The organism is Bradyrhizobium sp. USDA 376 (assembly GCF_054063675.1).
Genome location: NZ_JBSSGN010000001.1, coordinates 6,290,684 through 6,304,648, shown reverse-complemented (window position 1 = coordinate 6,304,648; position 13,965 = coordinate 6,290,684). Strand labels below are relative to the sequence as shown.

At 62.5% G+C, this 13,965-nt stretch carries 19 protein-coding genes and 1 tRNA gene; 10 read left to right on the top strand and 10 right to left on the bottom strand.

What is annotated here, in order from left to right:
• Positions 1–11: 11 nt before the first annotated feature.
• The 3 genes from ACVJ19_RS29245 (at position 12) to ACVJ19_RS29235 (ending at position 3,303) form a co-directional block, all read left to right on the top strand.
• Positions 12–1,562 (top strand): carboxylesterase/lipase family protein, encoded by a 1,551-nt coding sequence (locus ACVJ19_RS29245; protein WP_453952651.1) that lies wholly within the window; start codon positions 12–14, stop codon positions 1,560–1,562.
• Positions 1,563–1,943: 381 nt separating this feature from the next.
• Entirely contained in the window at positions 1,944–2,246 is a 303-nt protein-coding gene (locus tag ACVJ19_RS29240) for a hypothetical protein (RefSeq protein ID WP_453952650.1), read from the top strand.
• A gap of 100 nt (positions 2,247–2,346) precedes the next feature.
• The gene (locus ACVJ19_RS29235) at positions 2,347–3,303 is read left to right on the top strand and encodes an IS481 family transposase (protein ID WP_453951623.1); all 957 of its coding nucleotides are present in this window, start codon (positions 2,347–2,349) and stop codon (positions 3,301–3,303) included.
• 216 nt (positions 3,304–3,519) lie between these two features.
• Here ACVJ19_RS29235 and ACVJ19_RS29230 read toward each other — a convergent pair whose 3' ends face one another.
• On the bottom strand, positions 3,520–4,788 hold the full coding sequence (locus ACVJ19_RS29230) for an IS256 family transposase (protein ID WP_038952271.1): 1,269 nt from the start codon (positions 4,786–4,788) through the stop codon (positions 3,520–3,522).
• A gap of 37 nt (positions 4,789–4,825) precedes the next feature.
• Complete coding sequence (locus tag ACVJ19_RS29225) at positions 4,826–5,158, bottom strand: GYD domain-containing protein (protein ID WP_453952649.1); 333 nt, start codon at positions 5,156–5,158, stop codon at positions 4,826–4,828.
• Between the two features lie 351 nt (positions 5,159–5,509).
• On the opposite strand from ACVJ19_RS29225, the gene ACVJ19_RS29220 reads away from it, so the two are divergent.
• Positions 5,510–6,004, top strand: a complete 495-nt coding sequence (locus ACVJ19_RS29220; RefSeq protein ID WP_453952648.1) for a hypothetical protein — start codon at positions 5,510–5,512, stop codon at positions 6,002–6,004.
• A 267-nt stretch (positions 6,005–6,271) separates the two neighbouring features.
• Here the strand turns inward: ACVJ19_RS29220 and ACVJ19_RS29215 are convergent, their stop codons facing one another.
• From ACVJ19_RS29215 to ACVJ19_RS29205, 3 genes are all read right to left on the bottom strand, one after another.
• The gene (locus ACVJ19_RS29215) at positions 6,272–6,535 is read right to left on the bottom strand and encodes a hypothetical protein (protein ID WP_453952647.1); all 264 of its coding nucleotides are present in this window, start codon (positions 6,533–6,535) and stop codon (positions 6,272–6,274) included.
• On the bottom strand, positions 6,535–6,735 hold the full coding sequence (locus ACVJ19_RS29210) for a hypothetical protein (protein WP_453952646.1): 201 nt from the start codon (positions 6,733–6,735) through the stop codon (positions 6,535–6,537). Before ACVJ19_RS29210 ends, ACVJ19_RS29215 begins: the two co-directional genes overlap by 1 nt.
• A gap of 158 nt (positions 6,736–6,893) precedes the next feature.
• The gene (locus ACVJ19_RS29205; RefSeq protein ID WP_453952645.1) at positions 6,894–7,094 is read right to left on the bottom strand and encodes a hypothetical protein; all 201 of its coding nucleotides are present in this window, start codon (positions 7,092–7,094) and stop codon (positions 6,894–6,896) included.
• Positions 7,095–7,487: 393 nt separating this feature from the next.
• On the opposite strand from ACVJ19_RS29205, the gene ACVJ19_RS29200 reads away from it, so the two are divergent.
• The gene (locus tag ACVJ19_RS29200) at positions 7,488–7,772 is read left to right on the top strand and encodes a hypothetical protein (protein WP_456739461.1); all 285 of its coding nucleotides are present in this window, start codon (positions 7,488–7,490) and stop codon (positions 7,770–7,772) included.
• A 197-nt stretch (positions 7,773–7,969) separates the two neighbouring features.
• Here ACVJ19_RS29200 and ACVJ19_RS29195 read toward each other — a convergent pair whose 3' ends face one another.
• Positions 7,970–8,389: a hypothetical protein gene (locus ACVJ19_RS29195; protein WP_453952644.1), complete on the bottom strand. Its 420-nt coding sequence runs from the start codon at positions 8,387–8,389 to the stop codon at positions 7,970–7,972.
• 235 nt (positions 8,390–8,624) lie between these two features.
• Between ACVJ19_RS29195 and ACVJ19_RS29190 the strand changes: the two genes are divergently transcribed.
• The 4 genes from ACVJ19_RS29190 (at position 8,625) to ACVJ19_RS29175 (ending at position 11,588) form a co-directional block, all read left to right on the top strand.
• Positions 8,625–9,077: a VOC family protein gene (locus ACVJ19_RS29190; protein WP_453952643.1), complete on the top strand. Its 453-nt coding sequence runs from the start codon at positions 8,625–8,627 to the stop codon at positions 9,075–9,077.
• A complete protein-coding gene (locus ACVJ19_RS29185) occupies positions 9,044–9,241 on the top strand; it encodes a hypothetical protein (RefSeq protein WP_453952641.1) in 198 nt (65 codons plus the stop codon). The genes ACVJ19_RS29190 and ACVJ19_RS29185 overlap by 34 nt, the downstream gene beginning before the upstream one ends.
• A gap of 275 nt (positions 9,242–9,516) precedes the next feature.
• Positions 9,517–10,551, top strand: a complete 1,035-nt coding sequence (locus ACVJ19_RS29180; protein ID WP_453948252.1) for an IS110 family RNA-guided transposase — start codon at positions 9,517–9,519, stop codon at positions 10,549–10,551.
• Between the two features lie 398 nt (positions 10,552–10,949).
• Positions 10,950–11,588 carry a glutathione S-transferase family protein gene (locus tag ACVJ19_RS29175; protein WP_453952639.1) on the top strand — a complete coding sequence of 213 codons (639 nt, stop codon included), beginning with the start codon at positions 10,950–10,952 and terminating at the stop codon, positions 11,586–11,588.
• A 136-nt stretch (positions 11,589–11,724) separates the two neighbouring features.
• Here the strand turns inward: ACVJ19_RS29175 and ACVJ19_RS29170 are convergent, their stop codons facing one another.
• The 3 genes from ACVJ19_RS29170 to ACVJ19_RS29160 all read right to left on the bottom strand — a co-directional run bounded on the left by ACVJ19_RS29170 (position 11,725) and on the right by ACVJ19_RS29160 (position 12,453).
• On the bottom strand, positions 11,725–11,886 hold the full coding sequence (locus ACVJ19_RS29170; RefSeq protein WP_453952638.1) for a hypothetical protein: 162 nt from the start codon (positions 11,884–11,886) through the stop codon (positions 11,725–11,727).
• A 5-nt stretch (positions 11,887–11,891) separates the two neighbouring features.
• Positions 11,892–12,137 (bottom strand): hypothetical protein, encoded by a 246-nt coding sequence (locus ACVJ19_RS29165; RefSeq protein WP_453952637.1) that lies wholly within the window; start codon positions 12,135–12,137, stop codon positions 11,892–11,894.
• Positions 12,138–12,198: 61 nt separating this feature from the next.
• A complete protein-coding gene (locus tag ACVJ19_RS29160; RefSeq protein WP_453952636.1) occupies positions 12,199–12,453 on the bottom strand; it encodes a PilZ domain-containing protein in 255 nt (84 codons plus the stop codon).
• A 224-nt stretch (positions 12,454–12,677) separates the two neighbouring features.
• Here ACVJ19_RS29160 and ACVJ19_RS29155 point away from each other — a divergent pair.
• Positions 12,678–12,752: transfer RNA gene (locus tag ACVJ19_RS29155), tRNA-Glu, on the top strand.
• Between the two features lie 174 nt (positions 12,753–12,926).
• Here ACVJ19_RS29155 and ACVJ19_RS29150 read toward each other — a convergent pair.
• Complete coding sequence (locus ACVJ19_RS29150; RefSeq protein ID WP_453952635.1) at positions 12,927–13,769, bottom strand: hypothetical protein; 843 nt, start codon at positions 13,767–13,769, stop codon at positions 12,927–12,929.
• Positions 13,770–13,965: the final 196 nt, after the last annotated feature.

Sequence of the window (13,965 nt, the reverse complement as noted above, 5' to 3'; positions counted from 1 at the left end):
GAGATGCGACCTTGCACGCCCTCACCAGCCCAGGAGCTGCCCAACTGGGCCCGCTGGTTCGCACACCGGCCGGCCAGGTGCGTGGCCGGGAACGCGACGCAAACGGCGTGCTGGCGTTCAAGGGTATCCCTTACGCCGCGCCACCGGTCGGCCTGCTGCGCTGGCACGCACCGCAGCCGCAATTGCCCGGGCACGGTGTGCGCGACGCGATCAGCTTCGGCGCGGGAAGTCTCTCGTCGCTCGAGAATGATCCTCGTCCGGGCCCGCGCAGCGAAGACTGCCTCACGCTCAATGTCTGGACCGCCGCGACGGCGGCGGACGAGAAGCGACCGGTGATGGCATGGATCCACGGCGGCGGTTTTCAATTCGGCTCCTCGGCCAATCCCGCCACCGACGGCCGCCTGCTGGCGGCCAAGGGCGTCGTCGTCGTCAGCTTCAATTATCGCCTCGGCGTCTTCGGCTTCCTCGCCCATCCCGATCTCGATGCGGACGCGCCATCAGGCAATTACGGCCTGCAGGACCAGCTCGCGGCGCTGCGCTGGGTCAAGGCCAACATCGCTGCGTTCGGCGGCGATCCTGACAACGTCACCTTGTTCGGCGAATCCGCCGGCGCCATGGCCGTCGGCATTTTGATGGCCTCGCCGCTCGCCCGTGGCCTCTTCCACAAGGCCATCGGCCAGAGCGGCGCGTTCTGGGATGGCCGCCATGGGCCGCTGCAGAGTTTCGACGAAGCCCGCGCGCGCGGCCTTGCTTTCGCGCGCCGGCAAGGCAATGCGTCGATCGCAGCGTTGCGCACCCTGCCCGCCGAACAGTTGATCGCCGCCGCGCCCTGGAGTTTTCAGCGCGATCACGTCGCCGAAGCATTCTCGCCGAGCATCGATCGCCATGTGATACCGGATGTGCCCGCGCGGCGCTTCCTGCAGGCTGCACAGATGCACATCCCGCTGCTGGCCGGCTGGAACGGCGCGGAGGCATTCCCGTTCATGGCGCGATCTCTCCCTGCGCAATCCGCGCACGCCTTTCGCAACTCGGCCGAAGCGACGTTCGGCAAGGCCCGTCTTGCGGAGTTTCTAAGGCTCTATCCCGCCGATACCGACGCACAAGCCAAGGCGTCCGCCGCCGCGCTCACGGGCGACATGGTGATCGGCGAGCAGTGCTGGCAATGGCTGCGGCTGCATCGCGCCAGCCGTGGCGCGCCGACTTACGGCTACCACTTCAATTACACCTCGCCCTATACGCCGATCGCCTCGCACGTCACCGAGATCCCCTTCGTGTTCGGCACCCTGACACCGCAGCAGATCGTCGGCAGCACGGCGCCGCCGGCGCCGGCCGACCGCGCGCTGTCACAGACGATGATGAGCTATTGGGTCAATTTTGCCACACGCGGCAATCCCAACGGACCCGGGCTGCCGGCATGGCCGGCCTATGACGAGGCAGACATCGTGCAGATCCTGGGCATGACGATTGAGGCCGGCCCCAATCCGCAAGCCGATCGCTTCGCCTTCCTCGGCAGCTTCAGAGAGAACGGCATGCTGCCGATGCGCTGGCGCGCGGCGACATAGACGACGCGCCGGCTGGCAGCGACCGTGGTTATCACAGATGACTGGTAGCGACCTGAGCAAGCGCCTCGTCCTTCGAGACGACCGCTTCCAGCGGTCTCCTCAGGATGAGGGCTAAGCAGCATCGGCCCCGTTGAAATTGCTGCCGCGCACTCCGCCCTCATCCTGAGGGCCCGCCATCGGCGGGCGTCTCGAAGGATAGGCTGCGGGCGAGCTATCCGCCCCCTTCTTCATATGCGACAGCCCTCTTCGATGCCCGGTCCCGGCGCAATCCAAGGAGTCACCTCACCGTTAAACTTGTGATGAGAGGCATGTTGTTGACACTTCAGTAACCCAACGCATTCAAGCTTCCGTCAGGTATCGTTGCGTTGGAGTATCCTCACAGTGCTGGATTTTAACGAGCTACGTGAACTCGCAGCCGATGTTCGCGTTTTTGTCGATGTCGCCGAAGACAAGGCCGAGGCGCTGAGAGCCGTGATTGCGGCTTATGACGTGGTGCTGGCGATCTTCCCGTCCGCGGAAGGAATGGGCCTGCACGTCATCAAGGGCAAGGAGATCCTGGACAGGATCGCGACATCGCGGACCCATGCGATCTACAGCCACACGGCCATCGCGGTGCCCGATCTCGAGCATGCGAAAGCGCTCAAGTACCTGACGACCCCCGTCGCACAACGGATTGCCGCGTAGTCGCGGCGCGCGCTAGCTGTGGTCTCTCAGGAGGTTGTCCATCTGGTCTGAACCGAGGAAGCTGAGGTTGCGAAGCTTCAGTGTTCCAAGGAGAGACCAGATGAACGTGCACAAGAATGCGCCTTTGACGCCCAAAGGTCGAGAGGCGATGGTCCGAAGCGTGGTGCAAGGCGGGCTGAGCCAAGCTGGCGCGGCCGACCTGTTCAATACGACGCCGAAGACGGTCGCCAAATGGGTCAAGCGGTTCCGCGCGGAAGGTGTGGAGGGATTGCGTGATCGCTCCTCCAGGCCCCTTTCATCGCCAAGCCAAACCCCGGTCGCCACGTGCACCGCTGTGGAGGCGTTGCGCCGGCAGCGCCACACCGGCAAACAGATCGCTGCCGAGGTCGAGGTGTCACCGGCCACCGTCAGCCGCATCCTGCGCCGTTTGGGATTAAACCGGATACGCGACCTGGAGCCGGCCGAACCGGAGCGCCGCTATGAGCGCGAGACGCCCGGCGAGATGCTCCACATCGACATCAAAAAGCTCGGGCGTTTCGAGCGTGTGGGCCACCGCATCACCGGCGATCCGAGTGGTCCGAACAAGAGCCGTGGCGCTGGTTGGGATTTCGTCCACGTCTGCATTGACGACCATTCCCGCGTCGCGTTCTCCGAGATCAAGCCCGACGAGACCGCGGACAGTGCTGTTCCTTTTCTCAAGGCGGCTGTGGCTTATTACAAAAGCCTCGGCGTCACCGTCACGCGCGTCATGACCGACAATGGCAGTTGCTACCAGTCCTTCGCCTTCCGCGACGCTTGCCGGGACCTCGGCATCAAGCATATTCGCACCAAGCCCTATACACCCAGAACAAACGGCAAGGCCGAGCGCTTCATCCAAACCGCGCTTCGCGAATGGGCTTATGCCAAAGCCTATCCAACATCAGATCGGCGCGCCCAAGAGCTGCCGTTCTGGCTGCACCAATACAACTGGCACCGGCCCCACGGTGGTATAAAATCTCAAACGCCGATCAGCAGGCTCGGTTTGACCGAGGACAACCTCTTGAGGCTCCACAGCTAGCGCGCCCAGGCACGTGGAGCGGATCGAGGCAGACCTGAGAATGAGTTCGCGAGACCGCCGCGTAACGCGACGGTCGGCGGCCTCGCATGGTGTGGAGGGCAGTTCGAACGATCAGCTGCCGGGCGGGCTGTAGGACGAGCGCAGCTTGGCCGCGTTCTGCCGCACCTGCTTGATCTCGTCCTGGAGCTATGGCTGATTTTGGGTGACGCGGCCTGATCAGGCGGCGTGGCTTTCAGTGTTCGGAATGACTTCGATTCCGTCGATGAACTTTACACCGGCGATGACTTTCGGCAACTGGTTCGTGCTCTTCAATCGCCGCCAGGTCTTCGATGCGGCGTCGATGAGCTTGAACACCATCAGCTTCGCAGTTTGTTGCGACAGCGATCCCTTGGTCCGCACCGTTCGGTGGCGCACCGTGGCGAAGACGCTCTCGATCGGGTTCGAGCTGCGTAGGTGGATCCAGTGCTCAGCAGGGAAGTCGAAGAAGGCGAGCAGCGCATGGCGATCCTTGATCAGGCACTCCACCGCACGTCCGTATTTGACGTGGTATTTCTCGACGAAGACGTCGATCGCGGTTTCAGCTTCGGCCCGGTGTGGGGCCAGATAGATGTTCCGCAGGTCGTTCTTCATGGGGCCCTGCACGGATTTGGCGACCTTGTCGAGTACGTTGCTCACTTTATGGCACCAGCATCGTTGGTGCCGCGTGCCGGGAAAGGCCTCGTCCAGTGCCTTCCAGAAGCCGAGGGCGCCGTCGCCGATGGCGAGTTGCGGGGCAATCCGTAACCCGCGTTGCCGCAGGTCGATCAGGAGTTCGCGCCAGCTCTGCGCGCTCTCGCGCACGCCGACCTGGAAGCCGATCAGCTCCTTCTTGCCTTCCGGCGTGGTGCCAATCAGCACCAGCATGCATTCGCTGTGATCTTCCATGCGGGCCTGCAGGTACACGCCATCGGCCCAGATGTAGACATAGCGACGCGCCGACAGATCGCGTCTCTGCCAGCGTTCGTACTCGACCTGCCAATCGGCCTTCAGGCCGGCGATCACCGAAGGCGACAGGTTCGGCGCATCCTTGCCGAGCAGCGCCGAGAGCGCCTCCTGGAAGTCGCCGGTCGAGATGCCGCGCAAATAGAGGACCGGGATCAAGGCATCCAGGCTCTTCGTCCGCCGCGCCCATAGCGGCAGGATTGCCGAACTGAAGCGGAGGCGGTCGCCTGGCCCGCTCGCTCCGCGGTCGCGGACCTTGGGACGAGCGACCTCCACCGGACCGATGCCGGTCGCAATCTCGCGCACCGGACCGTGCCCATGTCGGACCAGGCGCGCTCGACCGTCGGGCAGCGTCAGATTGGCCGTGCTGGCCAGAAACGCGCCAACCTCGATCTCGATCGCCCTGGCAAGCAGGTCCCGCGCGCCGGCTCGAACGATATCGGTCAGTGGATCATCAACCGCGGACGGCTGACGGAAAGCAAGAACATTGGTAGTCTCGGTCATGGCGTATCGCTCTCCTCGAGAGGTTCTGGCAGGCTCGTCACCCGCCTCGATACGCCGCCTTCCTCACACCGTCATCACCCAGATTCCGCCATAGCTCCTCGTCCTGCGTGTACAGGCGCATCAGTTTCACGTTCTGCAAGGTGCCCGCGGTGACGGTGAGGCCGGAGATGGCCGGCGCCGCACTGGGATCCGGCACGTCGAAGATCACGAGAACGCCGGGGCCGTCGACCGCGACGCTGTACATCGAGACCAGCTTTCCGCCGGCCGCCTCGATCAGCTTCCTCGCCGCTTCCTGGCGATCGGTCGTGGGATTTTCCAAAATGGCATTGAGAGAGCGCGGCGTGTATTGCCCTGTGAGACAGAAATGCATGGTGCCTACTCCGTTCTGAAATGAAAACGCGCATCGTGACGAGCTGATTGTCGCGACGGTGGGCTCTGAAATAGATGGAGTACACTGCCCGCCGTGGGCATAAACGCCGCCAGGTACTGACGAGGTTTCGGCACACCTCGTTGGCGGCTCGCTATGGAACATACATCAGCGAGCGCGCGCGTGAAAGGCGGTTTCGAACGCCGCACGGAGAATGTCCGTCCGCCCGAACGTCCTCATTCAGAAGCGTGGCTTCTTATTCCCGTTGGCCAACACAACCAACCATGAATGATGACGCCACGCTGGTAGGATACTCCGGCTGTTGTATGGTCGGATGTTTCTCGCGAGGGGCTGATGAAGATTGCCATTGTTGTCGCCGGCTTGATCGTTGTTGCCATTGCCGCTCTCGTGGCGATTCAGCCGGGCTTTCTGAAACCCGCGTCGCTGGCCAATTTGAAAAAGTCCGACATCCTCGGCTTTTCGCCCGGGATGACATTGGAGGAGACCAACAAGGTCATCACGCAGCGCCGCTACCGCTGCCGCCAGCTTCGCGACTCCTTCACCCTCGAATGTGCCGTCGATGGCGCCAAGGTCACCATCTCCAGCGACGAAGTCGACGCCAGGCATCCGATCTGGCGCGTCAATGCTGAGCTGACCAATCCGGGGCCGCAAGACGCCGCCGTCAAATCGATCTCCGACCAGTTCAACGCCCAGCCGACGAAGGACGCCCGCGAGGGATGGATCTGGATCGTCGGCCGCGGCTTGAAGCTGAGCTACGACGGCGCCGCCTTGGTGCTCGTGGACGAGTCCGAGGAGGCCCGGCGGGGCAAGGACGGATCAAGGCGCTAAAGCGCGGGATCATTCACTCCCGCATGTCCCTGGTCGCGAAGTGACATCCAAACGCCACCAGGGCCAGAGTAAACGATGAGCCGAGCAGAATTCGCAGAGCCAGCTCTGTCCCCTCGCTCACATACCTGACGTCGTGCCGGTGCGCGTAACGCTCGGGATGTGCGGCATCAGGCGCTTGCGGAGAGCTCGTCAAAAGCACAAGCCACGCGACGGTGCCGCAAATCGCTGCAACCCTCGCAACCCTTCCGAGCCTCTGAAGCCAGCGCTTCATGCCTCCCTCAGCACCTTCAAGACGCTGAGAACGACGAAAGCACCCAGACCATAGGTGAGCGCATTCACGAGCCAGGAAATGGCGATGCCGACGAAGGTGGATCCTCCGACCGCTCCCCAGAAGAAATACGCGGCGGTGATGCCGGGCCACTCCAGCGAAAGATAAGCGAAGTCGGTCAGCGGCTCGATGGCGAGAAGCACCGCCGAGACGAACGCCCCGATGGCCAATGCGATGAAGAGGTTTGTCTTCACGGAGGGCATCAGAGACCCAGCAGCCCGGCGATAACAGGAATGAGAAAATAGGCGGCGACCCCGAGCAGGCCGCCCACGACAAAGCGTGCAGTGCGGCCGTGAATCTTCGTGTCCAACCACGCACAAACGGCCAATGCAGCCTGTCTCAGCCAGCTACCGATGAGGCTTCTGACGAGATCGAACAGGAGTTCTGCAAGGAATGCGGCCATGGCGTTTAGCCGCGACTCTTCTCTTAAGAGGCACCCGATGAGTAAATTTCCGAAATCCGCTTGCCCATGCCTGACACAGGATTCTCCGATCGTTCGCTAAACCCCGTCGTTATCCCCACATATAGCACTCTAGAGAAAATGTTCCCAATACGTTCTCATCAAGCCCCGCCACTGCTTTGCTCGACGGACCAGGCAATATTTCGGTTAATACGAAGAAACTCATAGGAACAGCGGCCTCCGAAGGTCTTGATTGCTTGGAGGGCCACCACGGCCCAGGCTACGATGCAAATGACGATGACGATGACGATGAACCCGAGCCGCGGGCCGAAGGCGCCCGAGACACGGGTGGACTTGTCCAAGATGGCCGCCGGCCCAAACGCCTGCTCGACGCAACGCACAACGTAGGCACTGACTGCATTACGAACAGGCAGATGTCCTATTTATTATGCGGCATACTTATTATTTTTCGAAATATGGCATTTGGTACTTTTTTGGCAGTCGGGCGCATTGTCGGCGCGCGCACAGGTCGCAAGCAAAAGGGCAATTACGGTGACAGTGCCACTCGCCATCGCCCACCCGGCCGGCCCTGCGGGTTCAGTCCACGCTTGGCGGACAGCGCCAATTGAATGCACTGTCACCGGAATTCTTGCTGCATGGTTTGCGCGCCGTGCGACCGGCATGATAGTCAGACGGCCCAACCGAGACAATTCATGGCGTGCAAGAATGTCTATCCGTTCGCACTCGCAGTCCTGATGTTCGCAGGTTCGGCTCGCCTATCGGTGTTCGTCACGTGGCTGGGATTTCCCGACGGATTCATGTCTCAGCTGGATCGCGCCGAGCAGCAATTGGCCATCTGCCTGACATGGTTCAGCCTCGCCTTCGGGATCGGATTCCTTGGCCTCGGCGCATGGTCATTCCGTGCAGATGTGAGGAAGCCGCTGATATATGCGAGTATCCTCGTCCTGCTCGTTGCTGCGGGCTCTGTCGCGCTTGATCTGCATTTTCGAAGCTACATGATGGACAGCGCTGGCGGCTGAACGTCCGTACGGTGTGAGCGAGATATGGATCTTCGCACTACGGTGACGCGCATTATGGTGACAGTGCGTTCAATTCACTCGCCGTCGCCCGCCTGCTGGCTCTGCGAGAGCGGTCCACGCTTGGCGGACAGTGCCAATTGAGTGCACTGTCACCGTAATTCCGTTTGAGTTGAGTGCACTGTCACTGTAGTTCATCTTCATCCGAGTATGCCGACAACGTATTTCGCCGCCGCAGCAATCGTATCTGTTACTGAGCTATTGGCCGATTGGGCGCGCTCAATCGAGTCGTCAAGCTGACCGGCAACTCTTGGATCGCGCCTCTTCAATTCTTCTATTTGCGTTTTCAACGTCGTGAGTTCTCCCGTGACCTGGTCGTGCTTCTCTTTCACGAGCTTCAAATGAGTCGCCAATAACTCATTCTCACTCTCTAGATGCGCTTTTCCTGCCTGTTCGAGTTTGGTACCCAACCAATAAGCGAAGAGCACTAACGCGCTCACCAAACTCAAGAGCGCTGGGACGAGCCAAGCAAAGAAGGTCGGAGCAAGCGCGTATAATTCAACGAGTTTGTCAGCGACTGCACTAAGGTGGGCAACGGAATTTTCTGCTAGCAAAATCATGATAATATCGCCTTTAAATTGAAACTTTCATTCTAAACTACTTCGCCAAAATCGCAACCGTTTAAGGACCCCACCTTAAACTATGGGCGGATATCATTGTGATAGCTCTCCAGCGGGCGCCGCTCTCGTCCTATGCCTCACGCCCCCTGCCCCTCCTCCCCGTTTCCTGCTATCTCCTACCCTCGCCGTCCCGGCCCAAAGCAAAACCCTCCGTCCATCAAAGGGAGCAACAACCATGCGTTATCTCCACACCATGCTGCGCGTGCGCAATCTCGATGTCGCGCTGAAGTTTTACCAGGATGCGCTGGGGCTGAAGGAGGTGCGGCGGATCGAGAACGACAAGGGGCGGTTCACGCTTCTCTTCCTGTGCTCGGCGGACGATCTCGACGCGCTGAAGGATCAGCCGAAGACGCGCGGCGCGCCGCTGGTCGAGCTCACCTACAATTGGGACGAGGAGAAGTACGGCGAGGACCGCTTCTTCGGCCATCTCGCCTATGAGGTCGACGACATCTACGCGACCTGCGCGCAGCTGCAGAAGGCCGGCGTCACCATCAACCGTCCGCCGCGCGACGGCAACATGGCCTTCGTCCGCTCGCCGGACCTGCACTCGATCGAGCTGTTGCAGAAGGGCGAGCCGAAGCCGCCGCAGGAGCCGTGGCTGTCGATGCCGAATACCGGCCATTGGTAGGCCTGATTGGTAAGGCCTGGCGCCAGGAACAAGCCCGTGCCGGGGGCGTTCACTCCTCAACGATGCGATTGGAGGAGAACGCGATGGGACGCGGAATCTTGTTGTGGATGCTGGGCGTGCCGATCCCGGTGATCATCCTGCTGTGGCTGTTCTTCGGCCACTGACGTCAGGCTCGGTATGCGATGAAGAGCTCCGCCTCGGGCGGAGCTTTTTGCATGAGGGGCTCGGCGCAATCGCCGACGCTGGCGCGGCGAAATTCCGCTATCACCCGCACGGTGGCGGACTGTAGATGGGGTAACGGGCCGGCCGCCCGCTCGCTACGGCGCGATTTGGAAGCGCGCTCGCGAGCGGCCTGTTGGTTGGAAGGCGGTCGTCCCTCAAACTGATGGTGTTCAACGGAGTCGGGCAAGCCCGCTCCAAGCATCATTAAGGGACGACCATGTATCACTATGCAGGAATCGACGTGTCATTGGAATGCTCGAGCGTCTGCCTTGTCGATGGGACAGGCAAGATTTTGCGCGAGACGAAGGTTGCGAGCGAGCCGGAGGCCCTGATCGCCTGGTTCCGGTCGCTGGCCTTGCCGCTGGAGCGGATCGGCCTGGAGGCAGGCCCGTTGTCGCAATGGCTCTACGCGGCTCTGCGGGAGGCAGGGCTTGCGGTTGAGCTTCTGGAGACGCGTCACGTTCGCGATGCCTTCAAGGCGATGCCAGTCAAGTCGGACCGCAACGATGCGCGCGGGATCGCCCAGCTGATGCGGCTCGGCTGGTTCCGGCCGGTGCATTGCAAGTCGGTCGCGGCGCAGGAGACGCGCGCCATTCTGACGGCCCGCAAGCTGCTGCAATCCAAGCTGCACGACATCGAGAACAGCCTGCGCGGCGTGCTTCGCGGCTTTGGGCTGAAGGTCGGCAAGACCACCGAGCGCACCTTCGCCGAGCGCATCCGGGAGCTCGTTGCAGGCCATCCAGGCCTTGAAGTGGTGGCGCAGGCGCTGCTCGAAGCTCATGGCGTGCTGCGGCGCGAGTTCAACAGCCTGGACAAGCAGGTCGCCAGGCTCGCCAGATCGCACCCTCAAGCCCGCCTCCTGATGACGACGCCGTCCGTTGGCCCGATCGTGGCGCTGACCTACGCCTCGGCGGTCGACGACCCGAAGCGCTTCCGCTCATCGAAGGCGACGGGGGCGCATTTTGGCCTCACCCCGAAGAAGTACCAATCGGGGGAAACCGACTACACCGGCCGCATCAGCAAGATCGGCGATGCCTCCGTGCGCGAGGCGCTCTACCAGGCGGCCCACGTGATGCTGACCAAGCCGGTCAGGAATTGCGCGGCGCTCAAGGGCTGGGCGATGCGGATCGCCCGGCGCGCAGGCATGCGCAAGGCCAAGGTGGCGCTCGCGCGCAAACTCGCGGTGATCCTGCATCGCATGCTCGCCGACGCCACGCCGTTCAACCCGATGGCCAAAGCCACGACAAGCTGAGCTAAGGAGTATCGATCGGTTCCGGGCGGGCCACGACACCAGGCTCGTCCGCGCGAGGTCCCTTCGCTGGGACGATGGATCCGGTCAGGCCGCCATCCGGGAAGTGGATCACAACCACGCTTCCGTAGATTGGCCGGCCGGCTCCTCATGCACCCCATCAGGCGACGGCCTCCGCGCCGATCCCGTACAGAAGCAAGTGCCCAGCGATCGGATCACGCAAAAAGGGATTGACTAACCAAGGCCCGTTACAGAAGCCCGGATGGAGCGAAGCGTAATCCGGGACAGTCTCACCGCACGAACAGACCCCGGATTGCGCTTCCGCCTTCGCTCTTTGAGCTACGGCGGACAAGCCGCTCCATCCGGGCTACGACACCGGGATGCACCGCGGGAGAAGCTTCATGCCTGAGACCAAGCTGACGATCTGGGGCCGCGCCAATTCGGTCAACGTGCAGAAGGTGCTGTGGTGCCTCACCGAGCTTGGCCTCGCTTACGAGCGCATCGACGCGGGCATGCAATACGGCAAGACCCGCGAGGCCGACTATCTGGCGATGAACCCCAATGCGCGGATCCCGACGCTGGTCGAGGGCGACTTCGTGCTGTGGGAGTCGAATTCCATCATGCGCTATCTCTGCCTCGCGCATGGACGCGGCACGCCGATCTATCCGGAGGCGCCGAAGCTGCGCACCAGCGTCGACCGCTGGCTCGACTGGACGCTGTCGGCGGTGCAGCCGGTCGACCGTCCGGTGTTCTGGGGCATCGTGCGCACGGCGCCCGCCGAGCGCGACATGATCCAGGTGCAGCGCGATGCCGATGCCGCCGCCGAGGTCTGGGCGATCGCCGACAATCTGCTCGCCTCGCGCCGCTTCATGGAGGGCGACCAGTTCACGCTCGCCGACATCGCGATCGGCGCCTATGCGCGGCGCTGGCTCGGCGTCGAAGGCATCAGCCGGCCGGCGCAGCCGAACCTGACGCGCTGGCTCGCCGAGCTCGGCAGACGGCCCGGATTTGCGCAGTTCGTCGCACCGCCGATGTCGTGACCCGGCGGCGCGGCTCAAAGCGTGACGCGCGCACGTGAAATCGCCGATCTCGCGCGAACTTTCACTGTGGCTGTGCGACTTGACGGCTACTGTGCATGGGGTTGTTTTCGCAACTTTTTTGTTTTGACGTCCGTGCCTAGCGCCGCTCGACCAGCACCACGCAGATGATCAGCACGAGCGTGACGACCGCGGTGGCAAGCTTTGCCGTCCAGCTCATGCCGCGGCCGACCCACCACAGCAGCGCGCAATACATCAGCACGGGGACGATGATATCGAGCCGCAACAGATCCGGCGGCATGGGCGTCAGCGCCCAACAGTGGCGTCGACGCTGATCGCGCCGCCGATCTTCACGCAGGTGCCGGTCGCCTCGACCAGATGGAAGCCACGTCCATACGATGCGCAGGCATTCGCCTTCGCCGCGGCGGATGCGCCCTTCAGCGGCAACACCTTGCCCGCCCGCGGCGGCTCGGATGCCGGAAGGCGCAGCGTCTCGGCCGCGGCCGCGGAGGTGATGAGCAACGAGATCAGGATGAGGAGCGGCGCTCGCATGCCGACCTTCTAGCCCGGACCGGCGCCGCGCGCCATCCGGCCGGCGCACGCGCGAGTGAGATCAGATGAACCTGACGCCGGCCGACTTGCCGCGGCGCCAGATCACCTGGCAGCTCCGCCCGGTGCGGGCATCGCGCGCGAAGGCCATCCGGATCACGCCGGGCAGCTGGCTCGCGTCCTCGTCCATCATGATCTTCGCGCCCGTGTCGGAGATGTCCTGGACCAGGCAATGCCGTGCCGCGAACCCGCCCTCGAGCGTGATCCAGGCGTGCCGCGACAGCAGCTTGCGGGCTGCGCGCTTCTTGGGTTGTGGCATCGGCAAAACTCTCCGCCTTCAGCGCTAGCTCAGGGAACCCTAAGAAACCGTTGAAATCGCCTCCGAATGATCCCGGGGCGGCACTGTCCACCGGTTCCAAAAGGCGTTCCCGAACGGCTTGCCCGCAGCCGCAAAGGCCACTATACGTTCGCGCGCTGCAAGCCGCCGGGATGACTCGGACCGGCCAGCGGCCGTGCCGCCCAAAGCGGCGGGGCTTAGCGTTTGCTCCCTTCGTCTATCGGTTAGGACGCCACCCTTTCACGGTGGAGAGAGCGGTTCGATTCCGCTAGGGAGCGCCATTCAATGAAATCAATAGCTTGCGCGGTTCGATAGCGGCATTAGCGGCAGTCGTTAGCGGCAGGCTTCAGTGTGTCGGAGATCGAAACTGAGCGGCGCCGAGCGGATCGGTTTGCCGCGCCGTGGCACATGCCACGGGACTACGCATTTGGCCGGTTTTACCGCAGTGTTGATCGTCATGGCGAAGTCGGCTGGGCGGCTGTGATGGAGGGTACCACGACGGCGGTGTCCTCGGCTGGCGCCAAGGTCGGCAGCTTCGCCGCCAAGTCGCCCGCAAACATGTTGCAGGCGAACGCGATCTCGCTGAACTCGGCGGAGTCGAAGGTGATCTTCGCGCCCAAAGCATACGATCGACCGCGGTTCTCTCGCTTCAGAAGAATCTCGGCCATGCCGGTATGCTCGTGCGTATCGATAATCACGCCGGCAGCGAGTTCAATTTCATCGCCAGCGGGATTGACGTAGAACATTTTGAGCCGCGGCAACGTCAGCGTCAGGTGTCCGGTTTGATCGACGTCCTCTGCGCCTACGGTGCCCGCCCTGTGCTCCAAGCAGTTACGAACCTTCTGGAACGACGCGAATTCATCGGCGAACGCCAGCGGCGCGGTCAGCCCGGCGTTGACCTCAGCGAGCAAGGTTGGAAACGGCAGGCGCCCTGCACGCTTTCGGATCTCTGCGACCTTTGCCTGGAACTCGCCCCACGTCGTATGGGTTTGCTGGTTCTTCACCAGCTCGATGTAGAAAACGGCTTCCTCGAGCGATTCGCGAACACCGCGCGCCAGTTCGTGAAAACCTTTGGCCAGCAGCCAGTTCTCGTAAAGCGCAAACCGCTCGGTCGCGGTCATGTCGGGCCCCGTGAACTTGTACGCCATCGAGTTCGTGACGATCGCGGGCTGTTTCGAAAGATCGCTGGCGGCCGCCGACTGCAGGCAGAACGTCACGATTTCGTTGCACTGCCACGCTGCTCGCTGCGCCGGCGCGGCTACGCCATTGGCGTTTAGATTGATTTGCAGTTGTTGCATAATGTGCCCCCGCATGAAATCTAGCACAAACGGCAACGACCGGTGCATTTGCCTATCTACAGGCAGCGGGTCGCGGGCTCAGACCCCTAGAATGGCGGTCTCAATTCCAAAGCGGTCAAAGGAAAGTTTCGCGAGCCGGCGCCGAACCATGCTCAATCCTACAGCCGGCACATATGCGCCTGCGCTGTGCTGGCGT

Excerpts from the sequence above, each read along its gene's own strand:
- ACVJ19_RS29165 (WP_453952637.1), bottom strand. The coding sequence starts at position 12,137 with ATGCGAGCGCCGCTCCTCATCCTGATCTCGTTGCTCATCACCTCCGCG.
- ACVJ19_RS29170 (WP_453952638.1), bottom strand. The coding sequence starts at position 11,886 with ATGCCGCCGGATCTGTTGCGGCTCGATATCATCGTCCCCGTGCTGATG.
- ACVJ19_RS29210 (WP_453952646.1), bottom strand. The coding sequence starts at position 6,735 with ATGGCCGCATTCCTTGCAGAACTCCTGTTCGATCTCGTCAGAAGCCTC.
- ACVJ19_RS29215 (WP_453952647.1), bottom strand. The coding sequence starts at position 6,535 with ATGCCCTCCGTGAAGACAAACCTCTTCATCGCATTGGCCATCGGGGCG.
- ACVJ19_RS29190 (WP_453952643.1), top strand. The coding sequence starts at position 8,625 with ATGCGTTATCTCCACACCATGCTGCGCGTGCGCAATCTCGATGTCGCG.
- ACVJ19_RS29175 (WP_453952639.1), top strand. The coding sequence starts at position 10,950 with ATGCCTGAGACCAAGCTGACGATCTGGGGCCGCGCCAATTCGGTCAAC.
- ACVJ19_RS29200 (WP_456739461.1), top strand. The coding sequence starts at position 7,488 with ATGTTCGCAGGTTCGGCTCGCCTATCGGTGTTCGTCACGTGGCTGGGA.
- ACVJ19_RS29180 (WP_453948252.1), top strand. The coding sequence starts at position 9,517 with ATGTATCACTATGCAGGAATCGACGTGTCATTGGAATGCTCGAGCGTC.
- ACVJ19_RS29160 (WP_453952636.1), bottom strand. The coding sequence starts at position 12,453 with ATGCCACAACCCAAGAAGCGCGCAGCCCGCAAGCTGCTGTCGCGGCAC.
- ACVJ19_RS29150 (WP_453952635.1), bottom strand. The coding sequence starts at position 13,769 with ATGCAACAACTGCAAATCAATCTAAACGCCAATGGCGTAGCCGCGCCG.
- ACVJ19_RS29230 (WP_038952271.1), bottom strand. The coding sequence starts at position 4,788 with ATGACCGAGACTACCAATGTTCTTGCTTTCCGTCAGCCGTCCGCGGTT.
- ACVJ19_RS29225 (WP_453952649.1), bottom strand. The coding sequence starts at position 5,158 with ATGCATTTCTGTCTCACAGGGCAATACACGCCGCGCTCTCTCAATGCC.
- ACVJ19_RS29220 (WP_453952648.1), top strand. The coding sequence starts at position 5,510 with ATGAAGATTGCCATTGTTGTCGCCGGCTTGATCGTTGTTGCCATTGCC.
- ACVJ19_RS29195 (WP_453952644.1), bottom strand. The coding sequence starts at position 8,389 with ATGATTTTGCTAGCAGAAAATTCCGTTGCCCACCTTAGTGCAGTCGCT.
- ACVJ19_RS29235 (WP_453951623.1), top strand. The coding sequence starts at position 2,347 with ATGAACGTGCACAAGAATGCGCCTTTGACGCCCAAAGGTCGAGAGGCG.